This is a genomic window from Streptomyces sp. NBC_00829, assembly GCF_045161795.1.
Taxonomy (GTDB): Bacteria; Actinomycetota; Actinomycetes; order Streptomycetales; family Streptomycetaceae; genus Streptomyces.
In genome coordinates, this window is record NZ_CP108867.1 from 577,667 (window position 1) to 596,670 (window position 19,004).

At 70.3% G+C, this 19,004-nt stretch carries 17 protein-coding genes; 13 read left to right on the forward strand and 4 right to left on the reverse strand.

From position 1 onward, the window contains the following. Positions 1 to 4 precede the first annotated feature (4 nt). From OG293_RS02345 to OG293_RS02385, 9 genes are all read left to right on the forward strand, one after another. Positions 5 to 709 carry a response regulator gene (locus OG293_RS02345; protein WP_405997058.1) on the forward strand — a complete coding sequence of 235 codons (705 nt, stop codon included), beginning with the start codon at positions 5 to 7 and terminating at the stop codon, positions 707 to 709. Positions 710 to 1,131: 422 nt separating this feature from the next. Beyond that, positions 1,132 to 1,620 carry a PhzA/PhzB family protein gene (locus OG293_RS02350; RefSeq protein ID WP_405997059.1) on the forward strand — a complete coding sequence of 163 codons (489 nt, stop codon included), beginning with the start codon at positions 1,132 to 1,134 and terminating at the stop codon, positions 1,618 to 1,620. 32 nt (positions 1,621 to 1,652) lie between these two features. Further along, a complete protein-coding gene (locus tag OG293_RS02355) occupies positions 1,653 to 2,855 on the forward strand; it encodes a 3-deoxy-7-phosphoheptulonate synthase (protein WP_405997060.1) in 1,203 nt (400 codons plus the stop codon). Then, positions 2,852 to 3,475, forward strand: coding sequence for an isochorismatase family protein (locus tag OG293_RS02360; protein ID WP_405997061.1), 624 nt, complete (start codon positions 2,852 to 2,854; stop codon positions 3,473 to 3,475). Before OG293_RS02355 ends, OG293_RS02360 begins: the two co-directional genes overlap by 4 nt. Continuing rightward, positions 3,472 to 5,409: an anthranilate synthase family protein gene (locus OG293_RS02365; protein WP_405997062.1), complete on the forward strand. Its 1,938-nt coding sequence runs from the start codon at positions 3,472 to 3,474 to the stop codon at positions 5,407 to 5,409. The genes OG293_RS02360 and OG293_RS02365 overlap by 4 nt, the downstream gene beginning before the upstream one ends. Positions 5,410 to 5,415: 6 nt before the next feature. After that, positions 5,416 to 6,252 (forward strand): PhzF family phenazine biosynthesis protein, encoded by an 837-nt coding sequence (locus tag OG293_RS02370; RefSeq protein WP_405997063.1) that lies wholly within the window; start codon positions 5,416 to 5,418, stop codon positions 6,250 to 6,252. Continuing rightward, the gene (phzG, locus tag OG293_RS02375; protein ID WP_405997064.1) at positions 6,245 to 6,916 is read left to right on the forward strand and encodes a phenazine biosynthesis FMN-dependent oxidase PhzG; all 672 of its coding nucleotides are present in this window, start codon (positions 6,245 to 6,247) and stop codon (positions 6,914 to 6,916) included. Before OG293_RS02370 ends, phzG begins: the two co-directional genes overlap by 8 nt. A gap of 142 nt (positions 6,917 to 7,058) precedes the next feature. After that, entirely contained in the window at positions 7,059 to 8,066 is a 1,008-nt protein-coding gene (locus tag OG293_RS02380) for a methyltransferase (RefSeq protein WP_405997065.1), read from the forward strand. A 224-nt stretch (positions 8,067 to 8,290) separates the two neighbouring features. Continuing rightward, the gene (locus OG293_RS02385; RefSeq protein WP_405997066.1) at positions 8,291 to 9,724 is read left to right on the forward strand and encodes a carboxylesterase/lipase family protein; all 1,434 of its coding nucleotides are present in this window, start codon (positions 8,291 to 8,293) and stop codon (positions 9,722 to 9,724) included. 265 nt (positions 9,725 to 9,989) lie between these two features. Here OG293_RS02385 and OG293_RS02390 read toward each other — a convergent pair whose 3' ends face one another. Then, positions 9,990 to 10,259 (reverse strand): WhiB family transcriptional regulator, encoded by a 270-nt coding sequence (locus OG293_RS02390; RefSeq protein ID WP_405997067.1) that lies wholly within the window; start codon positions 10,257 to 10,259, stop codon positions 9,990 to 9,992. A 384-nt stretch (positions 10,260 to 10,643) separates the two neighbouring features. Here OG293_RS02390 and OG293_RS02395 point away from each other — a divergent pair, with 384 nt between their 5' ends. Then, positions 10,644 to 13,085 (forward strand): SpoIIE family protein phosphatase, encoded by a 2,442-nt coding sequence (locus OG293_RS02395; RefSeq protein WP_405997068.1) that lies wholly within the window; start codon positions 10,644 to 10,646, stop codon positions 13,083 to 13,085. 163 nt (positions 13,086 to 13,248) lie between these two features. Further along, positions 13,249 to 14,247, forward strand: coding sequence for a winged helix-turn-helix domain-containing protein (locus OG293_RS02400; RefSeq protein WP_405997069.1), 999 nt, complete (start codon positions 13,249 to 13,251; stop codon positions 14,245 to 14,247). A 125-nt stretch (positions 14,248 to 14,372) separates the two neighbouring features. Here the strand turns inward: OG293_RS02400 and OG293_RS02405 are convergent, their stop codons facing one another. Then, positions 14,373 to 14,738 (reverse strand): hypothetical protein, encoded by a 366-nt coding sequence (locus OG293_RS02405; protein WP_405997070.1) that lies wholly within the window; start codon positions 14,736 to 14,738, stop codon positions 14,373 to 14,375. Positions 14,739 to 14,881: 143 nt separating this feature from the next. Between OG293_RS02405 and OG293_RS02410 the strand changes: the two genes are divergently transcribed. Then, a complete protein-coding gene (locus OG293_RS02410; RefSeq protein ID WP_405997071.1) occupies positions 14,882 to 16,339 on the forward strand; it encodes a M1 family metallopeptidase in 1,458 nt (485 codons plus the stop codon). Between the two features lie 25 nt (positions 16,340 to 16,364). Here OG293_RS02410 and OG293_RS02415 read toward each other — a convergent pair whose 3' ends face one another. Next, positions 16,365 to 17,033 carry a response regulator gene (locus OG293_RS02415; protein WP_405997072.1) on the reverse strand — a complete coding sequence of 223 codons (669 nt, stop codon included), beginning with the start codon at positions 17,031 to 17,033 and terminating at the stop codon, positions 16,365 to 16,367. Continuing rightward, positions 17,030 to 18,157 (reverse strand): sensor histidine kinase, encoded by a 1,128-nt coding sequence (locus OG293_RS02420; RefSeq protein WP_405997073.1) that lies wholly within the window; start codon positions 18,155 to 18,157, stop codon positions 17,030 to 17,032. Before OG293_RS02420 ends, OG293_RS02415 begins: the two co-directional genes overlap by 4 nt. 206 nt (positions 18,158 to 18,363) lie before the next feature. Between OG293_RS02420 and OG293_RS02425 the strand changes: the two genes are divergently transcribed. Beyond that, a complete protein-coding gene (locus OG293_RS02425; RefSeq protein ID WP_405997074.1) occupies positions 18,364 to 18,930 on the forward strand; it encodes an RICIN domain-containing protein in 567 nt (188 codons plus the stop codon). The last annotated feature ends 74 nt before the right edge of the window (positions 18,931 to 19,004 follow it).

A 19,004-nucleotide genomic window follows, 5' to 3' on the forward strand; every position in this document is an offset into this window, starting at 1 on the left:
CGCCATGACGGAAGAAAGGCCCGCACGGCCGGATTCGGATGCCGTGACCGTGCTGCTGGTGGACGACCACCCGATGTTTCTGGACGGGCTGCGCGGTGCCCTGCTTCCGCAGGACGGATTCCGCGTCGTGGGCGAGGCGAGTTCCGCCGAGGATGCCATCGCGCTCAGTGTTCAGATGTCTCCTCACGTGGTGGTGCTCGACCTCGGGCTGCCCGACGCCTCGGGCATCGAGGTCACCCGGCGCCTGCTGAGCGACCGTCAGGACGTCAGGGTTCTGGTGCTGAGCATGTCCGAGGACGACGACAACGTCCTCGCCGCGATGCGGGCCGGTGCCAGCGGCTACCTCGTCAAGGGCGCGGACCGCGAAGAGATCCTCGCCGCGATCCGGACCGTCGCGGGAGGGGGGGCCGTGTTCGGACCGCGGATCGCCGAGCGTCTGCCGTCGTTCTTCGGGGCTCTGGCAGCCGCTCCGGGGCGGAGCGTGTTCCCTGATCTGACACCGCGCGAGCTGGAGATCCTGGACCTGGTCGCGAGCGGCCTGGACTACCGCCAGATCGCGAGGCGTCTGACCATCTCCGACAAGACGGTCCGCAACCACGTCACGAACATCTTCACCAAGCTTCAGGTGAACGACCGCGCCCAGGCGATCGTCCGGGCACGCAACGCGGGCCTCGGCGCGGAAGGGGCGCCACCGCCCGGCCACGACTGACGGCGGTGGGTCGCCGGGCCGGCGGAGCCGACCCGGGTCGGCGAGGCCGTCGCCTCGCGGACTGCGGCGTGGGCAGCGCTCTCCGCCGGGAGCGGTATCTCGCATATGAGCGCTCAAGGCAACCTCCTCAGCCATGCGGCCCCGCCGGAAGGACCCAGTCTCGTGCGCCCACGGGACCGGGCGCATGAGTCCCGTATCCCGCTTGCGCCCCAAAACGCTTCCCGGCGCGGCCCGGGCACGGGCGCTTCGCGGACGCGGGCCCCGCACCCGGCGCCGTGCGGCACCGTGCGCGGCACACCCCCGGCACGACGATCCCGTCCTCGAACGGGAGGTGACGGGGGTGTCCGGCTCAGGTGCCCGGGCGCGTGGGCCGCGCACTGTGGGGCGACGACTCAGATCGACCGACACCGAAGGGACCGGCCATGTTCCGCACCGCACATCGACAGGCGTTCACCGACGCGGCCGAACTGCGCGAACTCAATCGCGCGACGGTCGAGACGTACATGAACACCAGTGGAGCCGACCGGCTGCGCCGCCACGAACTGTTCACCGAGGACGGCAGCGGCGGCCTGTGGACCACGGACAGCGGCACGCCGATCGTCATCAGCGGCCAGGACAGGCTGGCAGAGCACGCCGTCTGGTCACTGCGCTGCTTCCCCGACTGGCGGTGGTACAACATCCGGATCTTCGAGACGCAGGACCCGAATCAATTCTGGGTGGAATGCGACGGCTGCGGAAGGATTCTCTTCCCCGGCTACCCGGAGGGTTACTACGCGAATCACTTCCTCCACTCCTTCGAGCTGGAGAGCGGAAAGATCAAGCAGAACCGCGAGTTCATGAACCCGTTCGAGCAGCTGCGCGCGCTGAGGATTCCGGTGCCCGAGATAAGGCGCGATGGAATTCCGATATGACCGTGCCCGCAATTTGGCCTTTGGAGATCGCCATGGAAGATGTTCTGAACGGCATACGTTCCCAGAACGCGCCGCAGCAGCCCGAGTGGCCCAACCCCTCTCAGGTCAGGCGTGTTTGTGAAGCCCTGGCGTCGCGCCCCGCACTCGTCAGGCCCGAGGACCTCCGCACACTGCGCACCCGTCTGGCCCGGGTGGCCGACGGCCGGGCCCTGGTCGTGCAGGCGGGCGACTGCGCCGAGGACCCCGAGGAGCGACATCCCGTCCATGTGGGCCGCAGGATCGCGGTACTGGAAATGCTGGCCTGCGCGCTGCGCACGGCCACGGACAAGCCCGTGCTGCGCGTGGGCCGCATAGCCGGCCAGTTCGCCAAACCCCGCTCCAGTCCGGTCGAACGCGTGGGAGACGTCGAATTCCCCTCGTACCGCGGCCACATGGTCAACGGACCGGAGCCGGACCTCGAAAGCCGCCGGCCCGACCCGCTGCGCATGCTGACCGGCTATCTCGCGGCCGGCGACATCATGGGACACCTGGGCTGGCTCGGACACGACCCGCCGCGGGGCTCCGGACCGCCGGTCTGGACCAGCCACGAGGCGTTGTTGCTCGACTACGAGATCCCCATGCTGCGGCGGGACGAAGAAGGGCGCCTGTTCCTGGGCTCCACACACTGGCCGTGGATAGGCAAGAGGACCAGTCAACCCGACGGCGCCCATGTCGCTCTGCTCGCCGTGGTCTCGAACCCGGTGGCCTGCAAGGTCGATCCGGACATGAGGTCCGCCGCACTCCTCGCGCTGTGCGAGCGGCTCGATCCGGGGCGGCAGCCGGGCCGCCTCACGCTCATCGCCCGCATGGGCGCCGACCGTGTCACCGACCGTCTTCCGCCGCTCGTCGAGGCCGTGAAGGGCGCGGGCCATCCGGTGAGCTGGCTCACCGACCCAATGCACGGCAACACGATCACAGCACACGACGGCAACAAGACCCGCCTCGTGAAGACCGTCCAGCAGGAAGTCGCCCTGTTCCAGGAGGCCGTGCGGTCCGCGGGCGGCATGGCCGGCGGACTGCATCTGGAGACCACCCCGGACGACGTCACCGAGTGCGCCACCGAACAGGCGGACCTCGGGCGGGTCGGCGACACCTACACAAGCCTGTGCGATCCGCGTCTGAATCCGTGGCAGGCCCTGGCCGTGGTCACGGCCTGGCGGGCCGAACCACCGGGGAACTGGAGTACCGAACCATGACCGGACTGCCCACGATCGAGCGCTATGCCCTTCCGTCGGAAGGTGAGCTGCCCGCCAACACCGCCCGCTGGACGGTGAATCCGGACCGCGCGGTGCTCCTCGTCCACGACATGCAGCAATACTTCCTCGCCCCCTTCCCCGCGCCCGTGAGCCGTCAGCTGGTGGCGAACACCGCGCTCCTGCGCATGCGCTGCGCCGCCCGTGGCGTCCAGGTCGCCTACACCGCTCAGAGCGGTGACATGAGCGAGCACCAGCGCGGCCTGCTCAAGGACTTCTGGGGCCCCGGTATGCGCAGTACCGCGCAGGACCGCCAGGTGGTCCCGGAACTCGCGCCCGCCGAGAGCGACTGGGTCTTCCCCAAGTGGCGCTACAGCGCCTTCTTCCGCTCCGGACTGCTGAGGCGGATGCGGGAGAGCGGGCGCGACCAACTGGTCCTGTGCGGGGTGTACGCCCACCTCGGGGTGCTGATCACCGCGGTCGACGCCTTCACCAACGACATCCAGACATTCCTCGTCGCCGACGCGGTCGCCGACTTCTCGCGGGAGTACCACGACCGGGCCCTGCGCTACGCGGCGGAACGCTGCGCCGTGGTCGTGACTGCCAAGGAGGTCCTGTCATGAACGATCCACTGGACCAGGTGCTGGGCCCCGGGCCGGGCCCGTTCGCGCTGCTGCACCGCCCCGAGTCGGCCGGTGCCGGACGCCTCGACGTCCTGACCGGCACGCTGTCGCTGCCCCTGTCACTGGGCCGGATCCCGTTGCCCGGGCGGGCGCGGGAGGACCGCTCCGGCTCTCGCGAGACGCTGGTCGTCGTCCCGTACCGGCAGATCACCGAGCGCGGATTCAGCTGTACCGACGACGGTTCACCGCTGATCGCGATGGCCGTCACCAGTCATCGCACGGTGGGTGTGCGTCACGCGCTGGCCCGCCTGCCGCGGACACCTCTCACGCTGACCGACGGCGGCTTCGACGTCGACGACGACACCTACGCGCGTACCGTACGCCGCCTCGTCGAGGAGGTGATCGGCCGGGGCGAGGGCGCGAACTTCGTCATCAAGCGGTCGTTCACGGCCGAGATCGGCGACTACGGGCCGCACAGCGCGCTCTGCTTCTTCCGCCGTCTGCTGGAGCGCGAGTCCGGGGCGTACTGGACCTTCCTCATCCACACGGGCGCGCGCACCTTCGTCGGGGCGTCACCCGAGCGGCACATCAGCGTCCGCGACGGGACCGCCGTGATGAACCCCGTCAGCGGCACCTACCGCTACCCGGACACCGGCCCCACCCTGCCGGGCGTGCTGGAGTTCCTCGCCGACCGCAAGGAGACCGACGAGCTCTGCATGGTCGTCGACGAAGAGCTGAAGATGATGGCCCGGATCTGCGAAACGGGCGGCAAGGTGGCGGGCCCGTACTTCAAGGAGATGGCCCGGCTCGCCCACACCGGGTACCTCATCGAGGGCCGGACCACCCGCGACCCCCGCGACATCCTGCGCGAGACCCTCTTCGCCCCCACGGTCACCGGCAGCCCGCTGGAGAGCGCCTGCCGCATCATCAGCGCGTACGAGCAAGGCGGCCGCGGCTACTACGGCGGCGTCGCGGCGCTCATCGGCCGCGACGACCGCGGCGGGAGCACGCTCGACTCCACCATCCTCATCCGCACCGCCGACATCGACAGCGACGGCCGGGTACGGATCGGCGTGGGCTCCACGCTCGTACGCCACTCCGACCCGGACTCCGAGGCCGCCGAGACCCGGGCCAAAGCGGCCGGACTGCTCTGCGCGCTGGAGATCCCGGATGCCGGACTCCTCCCGGCCCCGCGCGCTTCTCATGCCCCCGGTTTCTTCGCCGCGCACCCCGGCGTCCGCACCGCGCTGGAGCGGCGCAACGACACCCTCTCCGGCTACTGGCTCCGCGACAGCCGGAAGCGGCAGCGGCCACATCCCGAACTGGCCGGGCGCACCGCGCTGGTCGTCGACGCCGAGGACACGTTCACCTCCATGATCGACCATCAGCTGCGGTCACTGGGCCTCGCGGTCACCGTGCGCCGATTCGACCAGGACTACGCCCTGGACGGATACGACGTGGTGGTGATGGGGCCGGGCCCCGGCGACCCGCAGGAGCACGGGCACCCGAGGATGGACCACCTCCGTTCGGCGGTACGCACCCTCCTGGCCCAGCGGCTGCCGTTCCTCGCCGTCTGCCTCAGCCACCAGATCCTCAGCCTTCAGCTCGGCTTCCCGCTTCAGCGCAAGGAATCCCCCGACCAGGGCGTCCAGAAGGTGATCGACCTCTTCGGCCACCGCGAACGCGTCGGCTTCTACAACACGTTCACCGCGCGCAGCAAGGACGACAAGGCCGAGATCGACGGCGTGGGCCTGGTGGAGGTCTGCCGCGATCAGCGGAGCGGCGAGGTGCACGCGCTGCGTGGACCTCACTTCGCCTCGCTGCAGTTCCACGCGGAGTCGCTGCTCACGCAGGACGGCCCGGGCATCGTCGCCCGGACCCTGCGCGAAATGGCCGCCCCGCGCCACAACGACCGCCCGCACGAAATGAGCTGAGGACCCATGCACTCCTATGTCGTCATCGACGCATTCGCCGGGAAGCCCCTTGAGGGCAATCCCGTGGCCGTCTTCTTCGACTGTGCCGACCTACCCGCCGAGCGGATGCAGCGCATCGCCGGGGAGATGAACCTCTCGGAAGTCACCTTCGTGCTGCCTGCCCGCAGCGGCGGCGACGCCCGCGTCCGTATCTTCACGCCCGTCAGGGAACTGCCCTTCGCCGGCCATCCGGTGCTTGGTGCCGCTGTCGCCCTCGGCCCGTTCACGACGGGAGACAGGCTGAGCCTGGAGACCGCCATGGGAACGATCCCCGTCGAACTCGACCGGAAGGACGGCAGGGTGGTCGCGGCCCGTATGCGGCAACCGCTGCCCACCTGGAAGCCGTTCGACCGGACCGCCGAGCTTCTCGACGCGCTGGGCGTGGAGAAGTCCACCCTGCCCGTGGAGATCTACCGCAACGGGCCCCGGCATGTCTTCGTCGGTCTCGGGAATGTGGCGGCCCTGGCAGAGGTCGCGCCGGACCACGACGGCCTCGCGGCATTCGACGACATGGCCGCCAACTGTTTCGCCGGTTTCGGTACGCACTGGCGGAACCGGATGTTCTCGCCTGCATACGGGGTACGGGAGGATCCGGCCACCGGCTCGGCGGCGGGCTCCCTCGCGGTCCACCTCGCCCGGCACGGACTGACCTGTCACGGCGAATCAATCGAGATCCTTCAAGGCGTCGAGATGGGCCGTCCCTCCCGGATGCTCGCCCGAGCCGACGGATACGGAGACCGGATCACCGCCGTCGAAGTGGGCGGCGAGGGCGTGACCGTGGCACACGGGACGATCCATGTCTGAGCGCACGCACGCACGCGCCGGCATACGCCCGGGAGCGGGCTCTTCGGAGACCCTCACCGGGTCCTGCGACCTCCCCTTCCCCGAGTACGCGGCTCCGCCGGCCGATCCGATCCCGCTGCTGCGGCACTGGCTGGACTGCGCCGTCGAGCTCGGTGTCCGCGAGCCGCGGGCGATGGCACTCGCCACCGCCGACGACGAAGGGCGTCCCTCGACCCGGACCGTCGCCCTGAACCAGGTCAGGGACACGGGCCTGGTCTTCGCCACCCATGACGACAGCCGCAAAGGGCGCGAACTGCGCCGGAATCCCTGGGCTTCGGGACTGCTCTACTGGCGGGAGACCAGCCGGCAGATCAGCACGGGCGGCCTCGTGCGGCGGCTGTCCGACACCGAGACGGGCGCCCTGTGGGCAGCCCGCCCGGCCTTCACCCACGCGATGACCGTGGCCTCGCGGCAGAGCGCTCCGCTGGCGGACGTGGCTGAGCTGCGGGCCCGCGCCGGACGCCTCTCCGACGCCGGCCCACAGCCACGCCCGCCCTCGTACATCGGGCTCGAACTGGTCCCGGAGTACGTGGAGTTCTGGGCGAACGGCACCGGACGACTGCACGAGCGGCTCCGGTACGACCGTACCGGCGAGGACTGGCGGACCATCCGCCTCCAGCCGTGACCCCGTCACCCCCTTGAAAGGAGCCCACGTCGTGGCTTTCCACCCGCCCGAACCGGCACCCGCACCCGCACCCTTTCCCGCCCCTGATCGAGCACCTGCGCCCGCTGAGCTCCGCCACCCCCACAACAGGAGTGAACCCACCATGACCGTCGACACACAGGCCGCCGGCACCGCCATCGACCTCATCACCGGCGCCTGGCGCACCCAGGCCACCTACGCCGCCGCCAGACTCCGGCTTCCCGACCTGGTCGCGTCCGGACACAGCAGCAGCGGAGACCTCGCCCGGGCCACAGGCACCGACGAGGACATCGTGCGACGGCTGATGCGCCTGCTCGTGCTGCTCGGCGTGTTCGACTCCGACGGCCACGGCGGCTACCGCACCACGCCGGTAAGTGACCTGCTGCGGGAGCGCCCCGGCACTCTGCGCGAGATGTGCCTGCTCTACGGCGAGGAGTTCTACCAGGCCTGGGGGCAGGCCTGGCACGCCTTCACCACGGCCACCCCCGGCTTCGCCGAAGCCCATGGCCAGTCGCTCAACGCGTATCTCTCCGACCACCAGGAGACGGCCGACCGGTTCCAACGGGCCATGCAGGACGGCGGCTTCGTCTTCGACGACATCCCCTCCGTCTTCGACTTCTCCCGGTGCCGACGCGTGGTGGACATCGGAGGCGGCAACGGGCATCTGCTGTCCACGGTGCTCGCTGCCGCCCCGGAGTCGACAGGCGTACTCGTCGACCTCCCCCATGCCATCCCGATCGCCCGCGCCTACCTGGCCGACGCCACCGGTCTCGACCGCGTCGAACTCATCGGCCGTGACATGTTCAGCGGCCCCCTGCCCACCGGAGACGTCTATCTGCTCTCCAGGGTGCTGGGCGGCTGGGATGTCGACTCCTGCACACGTCTGCTGCGGGGTCTGCGTGCCGCCATGACCGAGAAGTCGCGGCTGCTCGTGCTCGATCGCGTCGCCATGGACGACGGCACCGGCCCGCTCGCCGCCCTGTGGGACCTGCATCTGCTCATGACGAACGGCGGTCGTCAGCGCACGCTCGACGACTTCCGATCACTTCTCGACTCCTCCGGCCTGGCCATCGAGCGGATCGCGGAGCTCCCCATGGAACACAAGGCACTTGTCGTCTCGAAGGCGCCATGACCGCTGCGGCCCGCCGGAGAAGCGGCGGGCGAGGAGTGCGGCGGACGAGCGCGTCAACTGGTCCTGCGGAGCGTGCCAGGGGCTCGCCCTGCGTCTGGGCGGGAGTCCGGCCGGTCAGGACACGCGAAACCGACTTCGCCGTCCGTGTCACGGGAGCGCGCGACCGCAGCCGTACGATCGGGCACGACACAGCGGTCCGGGTCGGACGAGGAATCGAGCAGAAGATGGATGCGGTCGTCGCGATCTCCGCGGGCATGGTCCGCGGAACGACCCACGAGGGCATCACCAGCTTCAAGGGCATTCCCTTCGCCGCCGCTCCGGACGGGCCTCTGCGCTTCCGGACGCCCGTGCCCGCACCCGGCTGGGACGGCGTCAGGGACGCCGTGGCGTTCGGTACGCCGCCTCCCCAGCTGGCGCCCGCGCCGGGGGCGCCGCCTGTCTGGCGGCCCGACGACGGCCTGGACTGCCTGACGGTCAATGTGTGGACCCCCGACCTCGGCGGGGCAGGTCTGCCGGTCATGGTGTGGATCTACGGCGGCGGTTTCAAGCACGGGTCCTCGGGTCGGCCCGACTTCGACGGCGTGTGTCTGGCCGGCTCCGGGGTCGTGGTGGTCACCTTCGACTACCGCTTCGGGTTCGAGGGCTTCGGGCACCTGCCCGGGGTGCCGGACAACCGCGGGCTGCACGACCAGATCGCCGCACTGGAGTGGGTGCAGGGCAATGTCGCCGCCTTCGGCGGGGATCCTGGCAACGTGACCGTCTTCGGCCAGTCGGCGGGCGCCGCCTCGGCCGCCCTGCTGACCTCGGCACCGGCAGCGCGCGGCCTGTTCCGGCGGGCGATCGCCCAGAGCATTCCCGACGCCTTCGTATCCACCGCCGACGCGGAGCAGGTCACCCGGGTCCTGGCCGCCGAGGCCGGGGTGGAGGCGACATGGGAGGGCTTCGCCGCCCTGCCGCCCGAGGCGATCCTCCAGATCCAGGACGTACCGCTCCAAGGGCCCGCGGCGGGCATGAGCGCCTTCGGCCCGGTCATCGACGGCGATCTCGTGACCGGACCGCCGTGGGAGCAGCTCCGCGGCGGAGCGGGCCGGGACGTGGATCTGGTCTGCGGGTTCACTCAGGACGAAGCCCGGCTGTACACGGCCGCCATGAACCTGCCGACCGTCGACCTCTCGGCGGTGGCCGCCTCCATGCGGCTCCCGGCCAGCGCGGTCGCCGACTACCGCGGCGCGTATCCCGGCCTCACCAATGCCGACTTGTTCACGGTGTTGCTGTCCGACGCCCTGTTCCGGATGCCGACGACCTGGGTGGCCGAGGCCCATGCCACAGCCGGGGGCCGCACCTGGCTCTACGACCTCGCCTGGCAGAGCCCGCCTCTCGGCGCCTGTCACACCTTGGACGTGCCTCTCACCTTCGGCGCAGCGGCGGGCCCGCACGCAGCCCGGCTCCTCGGCTCTCCGCCGCCTGCCGATTTCGCGGTCCTCTCCGAGCACATCCGCACGTCGTGGACCGCCTTCGCCTCCACCGGCGACCCGGGGTGGCCGCGCTTCGACCTCGAAGCGCGGATCACGCGGATCTGGGACATCCCGCCGAGCGATGTGCGCTATCCGCTCGACGGCTCCCGGCGCATTTGGGAACGGGCGGTGCGCAGCTCGTAGCCGGAGGTCGTAGCCGGAGCTCCGGCAAAGGGCGGAGCGGCCGGCAGGAAGAGGCCCCGGCTGGACGGGGGAGACCAGCCGGGGCCGTACAGGGTGACTGGCGGAGGGCGGTCGCCTCTCGGCGAAGGGCTCCATGGGGCTTCAGCCGAACGATCTTCCCCATGGGCTATAGGTGGGCCCGGGGACACTGTCCCCTCCGCAGCCACATATCCCTCAACGGGCGCCCGCCGCGAATTGTTCCCGCCCGGCGTCTGGGCGACCGCCGTCAACGGGAGCTCCGTGCGCGGGAGCGCAGCCGGGTCGTGCGGCGCTTGAGGGCCCGCCGTTCGCTCTCGTCGAGTCCGCCCCACACACCGGAGTCCTGGCCGTGCTCCATGGCCCATTCCAGGCACCGCTCCACGACCGGGCACCGGCGGCAGACAGCCTTGGCTTCGGCGACCTGGAGCAGGGCGGGGCCGGTGCTTCCGATGGGAAAGAACAGGTCGGGGTCCTCGTCGCGGCAGGCCGCGTCCTGACGCCAGTTCTCGTACTCCACGGGGAGGCCTCCTCCATTCGCATGCGTTCATCGGTCCTGTGTCGGGTCGCCGATGATCGGCAGCTGAAACCAGGGAGGCGCCTGCGATTCCCGCATCTGTCCGAAACCGGTCGGCATCCGCCTCGGGACCGCCTCGGGACCGTTCGGTGCCTACGTCGCAACGTCACCCCCGGCCGCCAGCGCACCCGGAGCCCTTCCGAGCGCGAGCCCGGGGTGCGTTTGCAGCCAAACGCACGTCGTTCACCGAGAGCGCCCGGGTCAAGGCCGCCCCCAGGACGAAGCCTCACGAAGAAAGTGGATATTGTGCTAATTTCACAGCTAGTGTCACATTTAGTGACTGATACAGCTGTCCCTCACGACCGAGCCAGGCGCAGGAGCGACGGAATGCGCGACCTCAGATTCCACGCGGACTCCGGCGAGCTGCCCGGGCCCGCGGCTGAGGCCGACGTCCTGGTCGCCGGCGGCAAGATCGTGGCCTGGAGCGAGGGGGCTGCGGACCTGCTCGGCTACCGGGCGGAGGAGGTTCTCGGGCAACCGGCGGACGGCCTGCTCCTCAATCCCGAGGACGCGGAGTCCCTCGGCCGCCGGTCGGTGGTCGACGAGGCCGGACGGCTCGGACCGGTGGCACTGCGGCACCGCAGCGGTGACCGTGTCGACGTCGAGTTGTGGGGCCGCCCTCTGGCATCGGCGAACGGCGAGCGCCCCTGGCTGTTCCAGGCCGCGCGCGCCGACACGATCAGGACCTACGAGTTCGGCCGGGCCCTGCTGAGAGGGCTGTTCACCGACTCACCCTTCCTCATCGACGTCTTCGACACCGAACTGCGGTTCGTCGCGCAGAACCAGTCGCACCGCGGGGTCACGGGCTTCCGGGGCCGCGAGCTCGCCGGACGCACCATGCGCGAGATGGCCCCTCCCGGCATGATGGACATGGATGCCTTCGAGTCCAGGCAGCGCCAGGTTCTGGACAGCGGCCAGCCTCTGATCCACACGGAGGTCGTCGGCAACATCGTGCCGGGCGGCCCACCTCGGGAGTACGTCTGGTCCGAGTCGATCCTCCCGCTCAAGGACCGGTCCGGTGAGGTCATGGCGCTGGCTCACACGGTGTTCGACGTCACCCAGCAGGCCCGGTCCCGGGAGCGGTTGGCGCTGGTCAACGACGCGAGTATGCGCATCGGCCGCACTCTGGACCTGTCGCGGACGGCGCGCGAGCTCGCCGATGTCGCCGTCCCGCGCTTCGCCGACTTCGCCTATGTCAACCTGCTGGACGGTGTGTTCGGCGGCGATGAGCCGGTACGTGGGCAGCCGCCCGAGGCGATGCTGCTGCGCCGGGTCGCGCACCGCAGCGTGCTCCGCGAGGGGGTACGGCTGGGAGCCGTGGCGGAGGGCGAGGTCGACAGCTTCGCGACGGTGCCCGGATCGCCGTTCACCGACGCGCTCACGCACGGCGCGCCGGTGCTGCTGACCGGCGACGAGCTGCGTGTCGCCCTCGCCGAGATCGCGCCGGAGCGGGCCGCGCTGGCGAAGGAGCTGGAGGTCCACTCCTGGCTGCTCGTCCCCATGTTCGCCAGGGGCGCCGCGCTGGGAACAGCGGTGTTCGTGCGCTTTCGCAACCCCCGCCGGTTCGAGACCGATGACGTCCTGCTCGCCCGGGAGTTCGTGGCGAGGGCCGCCGTGTGCGTCGACAACGCGCGACGGTACGGCAGGGAGCGGTCGACCGCGCTGGCCCTTCAACGCAGCCTGCTGCCGCAGCGGTTCCCCTCGCCGACGGCGGTGGATGCCGCCTCCCGCTACCTGCCCGCGAGCGGGCACGCGAGCCTCGGCGGCGACTGGTTCGACGTCATCCCCCTGTCCGGTGCGCGGGTGGCACTGGTAGTGGGCGATGTCGTGGGCCACGACCTGCACTCCGCGGTCACGATGGGCCGTCTGCGGACCGCCGTACGTACGCTCGCCGATCTCGGTCTGCCGCCCGACGAGCTGCTCACGCATCTGGACGACCAGATGAACCGGTTCCTCGACGAGCGCGGCAGCGAGGACGTGCAGCTGGGCGCCGCGACGGGAGCCACCTGCCTGTACGCGGTCTACGATCCGCTGACCCGGCGCTGCGTCATGGCGCGCGCCGGACACCCTCCGCCGGCGGTGCTGTCCGCGGACGGCGAGGTGACCTTCACCGATCTGCCGGACGGCCCTCCCCTGGGCCTTGGCGGCGTTGTCTTCGAGTCGGCCGAAGTCGAGCTCGCCGACGGGGACCTGCTGGTTCTGTACACCGACGGTCTGGTGCGCTCGCGGGAGCGGGACCTCAGCGCGGGAATGGAGCTGCTGCGCGAGACACTGTCGGCGATTCCGTCCTCGGCGACCCCGGACGACATCTGCGACACTCTGGTGCGCTCCCTGCTTCCCGATCACCACCGCGACGACATGGCGCTGCTCGCGGCCCGCGCCCACGGGCTGCCCGAGGACTCGCACGCGACCTGGACCTTCGCCGCGGATGTGGAACTGGTGGCGCGCGCACGAGAAGTGACGAACCAGCAGCTCGCGCGATGGGGACTGGAGAACGAGGCGTTCACCACCGAACTGATCGTCAGCGAACTGGTGACGAACGCGATCCGCCACGGCGACGAGCCGATCACCCTGCGGCTCATCCGCGACCGCAACCTCATCTGCGAGGTCTCCGACGGCAGCAACACGTCCCCGCACGTCAGGAGGGCCCGGGAGACGGACGAGGGCGGGCGCGGGCTGTATCTCGTGGCCCAGCTGACCCAGAGCTGGGGCACCCGCTACGGAGGGCGGGGCAAGACGATCTGGGCCGAGCAGACGCTGTCCGACTGAGTCAACGTCCCGTACGCGGAGCTCCGTTGACCTCGTACGTACCTTCGGGTTTTCGCCAAGCCCGAACCCCGCGGGCAACCGGGTGCCCGCTGGATCAGTCTTTCGACGAGGGGTACGGGCGGACATCATGGGGATGATCGCGCAGTGCTCCAAGGGGTCCGCCATGCCATTGCGATTTCACTTCACCGACGACGACTTGGTACGCGTGAGACTGGCCCAGGAACCGGACGTCCTGTGGGAGTCGCTGCTGAGCATGCACCTGCTCCAGACGGCGGACAGCGCGTCAGTATTCGGCCATTGGCGTGGGACCGTCCGGGAGCAGCTGACGCCCCGTGCCCGTGAGGTGGTTCGGCTCGCGCCACCGACCGGTTACTCGCCCGACTTCCTGACGCCCACCGCGGGCGAAGGCTCCGTGGACGCGGCCATCGACGCCCTGCTGGGGACACCGCCGTCCCGGGTGCATCACGACCTGTCGGAGCTGGCACGTTCGACAGGCCACCTGCCTCGGACCGCGCACTGCCTGAGGGAAGGGAACGACACGGCGATCGAGCGGCTCGCCGTGGGCACGAAGGAGTACTTCGACATCGCCGTGGAGCCGCTGTGGCCCCGTATCGAGCGGCGCTTCCACCTTGAACGGGCGGCCCTTGTCCGTCAGTTCGCGCACGCGTCGCCGGGGTCGGCGCTGGCGGCGCTGCATCCGTCGCTGTCCTGGGACGAGCCGGTGCTGACGGTCACGGGCATCCGTATCGAGCGCGATGTACACCTCGGCGGCAGGGGCATCCTCGTCCTGCCGTCCTTCTTCTGCCGGCGTGTGCCCACGGTGCTCAGGGACCCGGGGCTGCCGCCCGTCCTGGTTCTGCCGATGGCCCTCGGCGACCGCGCCCCGGCGGAACGGTCTCCCGGGGAAGCCGTCGGTCCCGAGGAGCCGTTGGACACGCTGCTCGGACGCACGCGTGCGTCGATCCTGCGGGTTTCAGCCGTGAGCCGCACCACGACCGAGCTGGCGCGGAGAACGGGAGTGAGCACGGGAACGGCGAGCTACCACGCCAAGGTGCTGCGCGAGGCGGGGCTGATGGTCAGCAGACGTGCCGGAACGGCCGTACTGCACCACCTCACACCGCTGGGCCGGGCGATGGTGGACGGGCGCGGAGCTGTCGGGTAGGGCCTTCTTCCGGGCGGCACGGGGACAGCGTCCGCGGCGCAGACACCAGCCGGGCGGCGGTGTGCGGGCTGGTGCCTGTGCCGCCCTCCACCCACTCCCCAGGACCTGGAGCCGATCGTCACCGGTCACTTCTCGGACAGGCGCACCGCTCCGGTGACCGCGGCGCCCAGGACGACAGCCGCCGTGGCCGCGGTCAGAAAACCGCCGGACGAGCGCCAGGAGAATGCCGACCACCGTGAGCGGGCGGACAGCAGGGAACCCGTGCTCATCCACGACCCCGCCGACAGCAGCGACTGGGCAGATCCGATCGAGCCGACCGACAGAACGCTGCCGACCGAGCCGACCGACAGCGCGGAGCCGACGGATCCGATGGAGAGCACCGACCCCACCGAACCGATCGAGAGCACGGAGTCCTTCGAACAGAGGGAGAGAAACGACGTGTACTTCGTGGTCCCGGCGGACCTCATGGGATTCTCACACTTCTTGACCATGAGGCCATCCTGCCGCGAGACGCACCCCGGCGGGCGCCTCGCACGCCGGGATGTGCGCGCCGATAGGCCGTACGCGGGGCAACTGCGCGTGACTTGACCTGTTGCGGGGAGTTCCGGGGCGCGCAGCGCCTTAGGCTGGCCCGATGATCACAACCGAGCCCGGAGGAGTTCCTGTGACGCCACCTCAGCAGCCCGCCCAGCCCTCGGCCGTCCGCCGACGAGGCGCCGTTGTCGCGGCGGGCCTTCCCCTCGCCGTCGTGGGTCTGCTCGCCACCGCCGCCGGCCCCGCCGCGGCGAGCACGGTGGGTTCGGCGGGGGTGGGCGACCCCTACTTCCCTCTCGCGGGCAACGGCGGCTACCACGTCCACCACTACGACCTCACCCTCGGCTACGACCCGAAGACCCGTCACCTCGACGGACGGGCCGTCATCACGGCGAGCGCCACCCAGCGACTGACGCGCTTCAACCTCGACCTGAAGGGGCTGAAGGTCACCAGCATCACGGTCGGCCACGCGAAGGCGACCTTCCGCCGCGCCGGCCAGGAGCTCGAGGTCACCCCGAAGCAGCCCCTGCGCAAGGACCAGGAGTTCCGTACCACCGTCACCTACTCCGGAACTCCGGGGCCGGTCACCGACCCGGACGGCTCGCTGGACGGGTGGATCCCCACCGACGACGGCGCGTTCGTGGCCGGGGAGCCACAGGGCGCCATGACCTGGTTCCCCGCGAACAACCACCCCAAGGACAAGTCCGCCTACGACTTCACGATCACCGTCCCGCAGGGTCGCACCGCCGTCGCCAACGGCGTCTTCCGCGGGCAGAAGACGGCGAAGGGACGTACGACGTTCCGCTGGCATCAGCCCGAACCGATGGCCGCCTACCTCGCCACGGCCACGGTCGGAAACTTCAAGGTCGAGCAGTACACCGCGCCGGGCGGCCTCAAGGTCTACAACGCCGTCGACCCCCGCGAGGCGGCAGCCGCAGCGCCCGTGCTCAAGCAGCTTCCGTCGGTCCTGGAGTGGGAGAGCGAGCTGTTCGGCCCCTACCCCTTCAAGGCCGCCGGAGCCATCGTGGACCGCGCACCGAACGTCGGATACGCGCTGGAGACGCAGTCACGTCCCGTCTACGACCGCGCCCCGGACCTGAGCACCCTGGTCCATGAGAGCGCCCACCAGTGGTTCGGGGACTCCGTATCGATCACCACGTGGAAGGACATCTGGCTCAACGAAGGCTTCGCGACGTACGCCGAGTGGCTCTACGAGGAGCAGCACGGCGGCAAGAGCGCCCAGCAGACCTTCGACGCCCTGTATGCCAGCCCCGCGGACAGTGAGCTGTGGGCGTTCCCGCCCGCCGACCCGGGCAGCGGGGCGCACATCTTCGAGGAGCCCGTCTACGCACGCGGCGCCATGGCCCTGCACAAGCTGCGCCAGGCGGTCGGCGACAGGACGTTCTTCCGCATCCTGCGCGCGTGGGCGACCGTGAACCGCGAAGGACACGGAACCACCGCGCAGTTCATCCGCCTGTCGGAGCGTCAGTCCGGCATGGATCTCGACGAGCTGTTCCACACGTGGATCTTCACGGCGGGCAAGCCGGCCCAGCCGTAGGGCAGCGGCGGCCGGTGAGGCCCGGTCAGTCGGCGGGTTCGAGGCCGTCCTCGCGGACCCTCAGCGACAGGTCGATCTTTGTGTAGGAGGGGCGGCCCGCCTGCTGGTACTTGTCCTTCACACGGTCCAGGTAGTACTTGGCCGTGTGAGGGCTGATGCCGGCGCGCCTGGCGGTGGTCTTGAGGGTGAGGCCCGACGCGTAGCCGAGGAGGACTTCCAGCTCCTTGGGCGACAGTTGCGGTCGCGTCGGGCCGGGGTCGTGGGCCCAGGCGAAGGCGAGCTCCGGAGAGTGCGCCGTGCCGCCCGCGGCCACCTCCTCCACGGCGTTCACCAGGGTCTCCAGGTCGTGATCCTTGGTGAGATAGCCGTCGGCTCCCGCCGCCACGGCGGAGACGATACGGGGACGGTCCGCCACGGTGCTGATGATCAGCACCCGGCTCCCGGCCGCGCGCAGCCGGCGGATGTTCGTGTCGGGCCGGGACCCGTCCTTGAGCAGCAGGTCGAGTAGTACGACGTCGGCGGAGCCCGGCGCCTTCCGGGGCCCGGGGCCGTCCGGCGCCGAGGACAAGCCGGTGAGCAGCTCATCGACGGTGGCCACCGCAGCCACCACCCGGATCCGGGGTACCGAGCCGAGCCAGGAACGCAGTCCGTCGAGCAGCATCCGGTCGTCGTCGACCACGGCGACGGTGATCATCCGGGCCAGCGCAGTTCGACGCGGGCGCCCTCACCGGGCGCGCTGTCGACGTCGGCCGCGCCGCCTATCTCGCGCATCCGGGCGTGTACGGAGCCGCGCAAACCGAACCCGCCGCTCCCGGAGCGGGCGGGGTCGAAACCGACTCCGCGGTCGACGACGGTGACCACGAGGTGGCCGTCGCTCCCGGTGGCGGTGAGATAGGCACGCCCGGTGCCGGCGTGTTTCACCACGTTGTTGAGCGCCTCTCTGACGGCATCGCCGAGCGCCACCGCGACCCCGGGCGGAACGGTGGGCAGGTCGTGGTACTGCGCGGTGACCTTGAGATCCAGGTCTTCGGCGGACCGTACGGCGCTCTCCAGAGCCGCGCCGACCTCCGGGTTGGGCTCCTCGTCGGCATGCTGCTCGATCAGTCGGCGCAGATAGGCGGCTTCCCGGGCACAACGCCGCTTGATCTGTTCGGAGTTGGCGTCGATGCTTCCGCTCGCGATGGTGGTCAGGGTCGCGAGCACCGTGTCGTGCAGGGCGCGGTGGTGGGCGATCCGCTCGGCGTACCGGGCGCGTTGTGCCTCGGCCGCCATCGCCTGTTCGGTGGCTGCGTCGAGCAGCCTGCCCTGCCGCCGCAGGTACCACCAGAACACCGCCGTCATGACGGCGGAGGACAGCACGGAATTGGTGTGCCCGACGGTCACGGCGACACCGGCGTGGACCATGCGGTACCCGACGATGTGTGTGGCGGCGATCAGCAGCACCGCGGCGATGGCCGTCCATCGTTCGAACGCGACGCCGGCCGCCGCGCTCGCCGACCCCCCGAGCAGCATGACCCAGGCGATCGAGGGTGCCTGCTGGGCACCCGCCCAGGTATAGGCGACGAAGGGGAGCACGCACCCGGTCACGAGCACGTCGGCGGCAACGAACCGCCGGTCGAACCAGCCGTTGCGCCGGGCGTTTCCGTACACCAGCACACTGCAGCCGACCGCCGTGGCCAGTACGGCCCAGGAGACGGGCCGGTCCCGCTGGTGCTGGACGAGGGCGGCCAAGCCGACCAGGAGATGGCTGCCGCGATAGAGCAGCGTGGCCAGGACCATGAATGCCTGCGCTCGTTGTAACCCCGAGCCGATCGTCACCCCATGCCTCCTCCGCAGACATGCCTCCGACACGCAACCCGCCCGAACAGGCGGTACAGCGGCGCTGTGGGTCTCGCTACGTTCATGGCGTCACGTACGCCGCATACACGGGTGGCGCGGCGGACGCGGTCGGCGGGCGCCGGCCAGGGACATCAGACCACCGCGTCGGCCTGCGACGCCCGTCCATCGGAGAAAGAGGAGGCAAGGTGGCTCGAATCATGCACCGCGGGGCGGTCGCCGTCCTGATGTCGGTGCTTGTGCTGCTGCTGTCCACGCCCGCGCAGGCCGCGGACCCGCCGATTCGGTACACGACGACACCGCTGAACGCCGCCATCTACGAGATCAGGGCCTCGTACTCGTGGCAGTGTCTGGACGTCCGCGGCGAGTCGCAGCACCCGGGCGCGGTCATCCAGAGGTTCGACTGCAAGGGCCGGCTCCACCAGCGCTTCTACTTCATGCCCTCGAACACGCCCGGCCTGTTCCATATCGGTGTGTTCGGCCAGTACTGCGTCGGCGCGCAGAACGCCTCGACGGCCGACAACACACCGATCGTGCTGGGCTACTGCCAGGGGCCGGGACAGTACTTCCGCTGGGTCGACCAGGGCAACAACCACTGGGAGATCGTGGAGGCGTCGAGCGGCAAGTGCCTGCACGACACCGGCCGCAGATCGGCTGTGATGCTGAGGGCGTGCGGCAGCATCCAGGAGCCGTACCCGAGTCTGTGGACGCCGCGTTACGACCGGCAGTACGACTACTCCAGCGTCTGGGGCTGACGACTTCCACCCACAGCGCAGACGGGGAACGCGGGGGTGGTGGGGTGACGGGGGAAGGCGCCCGGTGGCAGGAG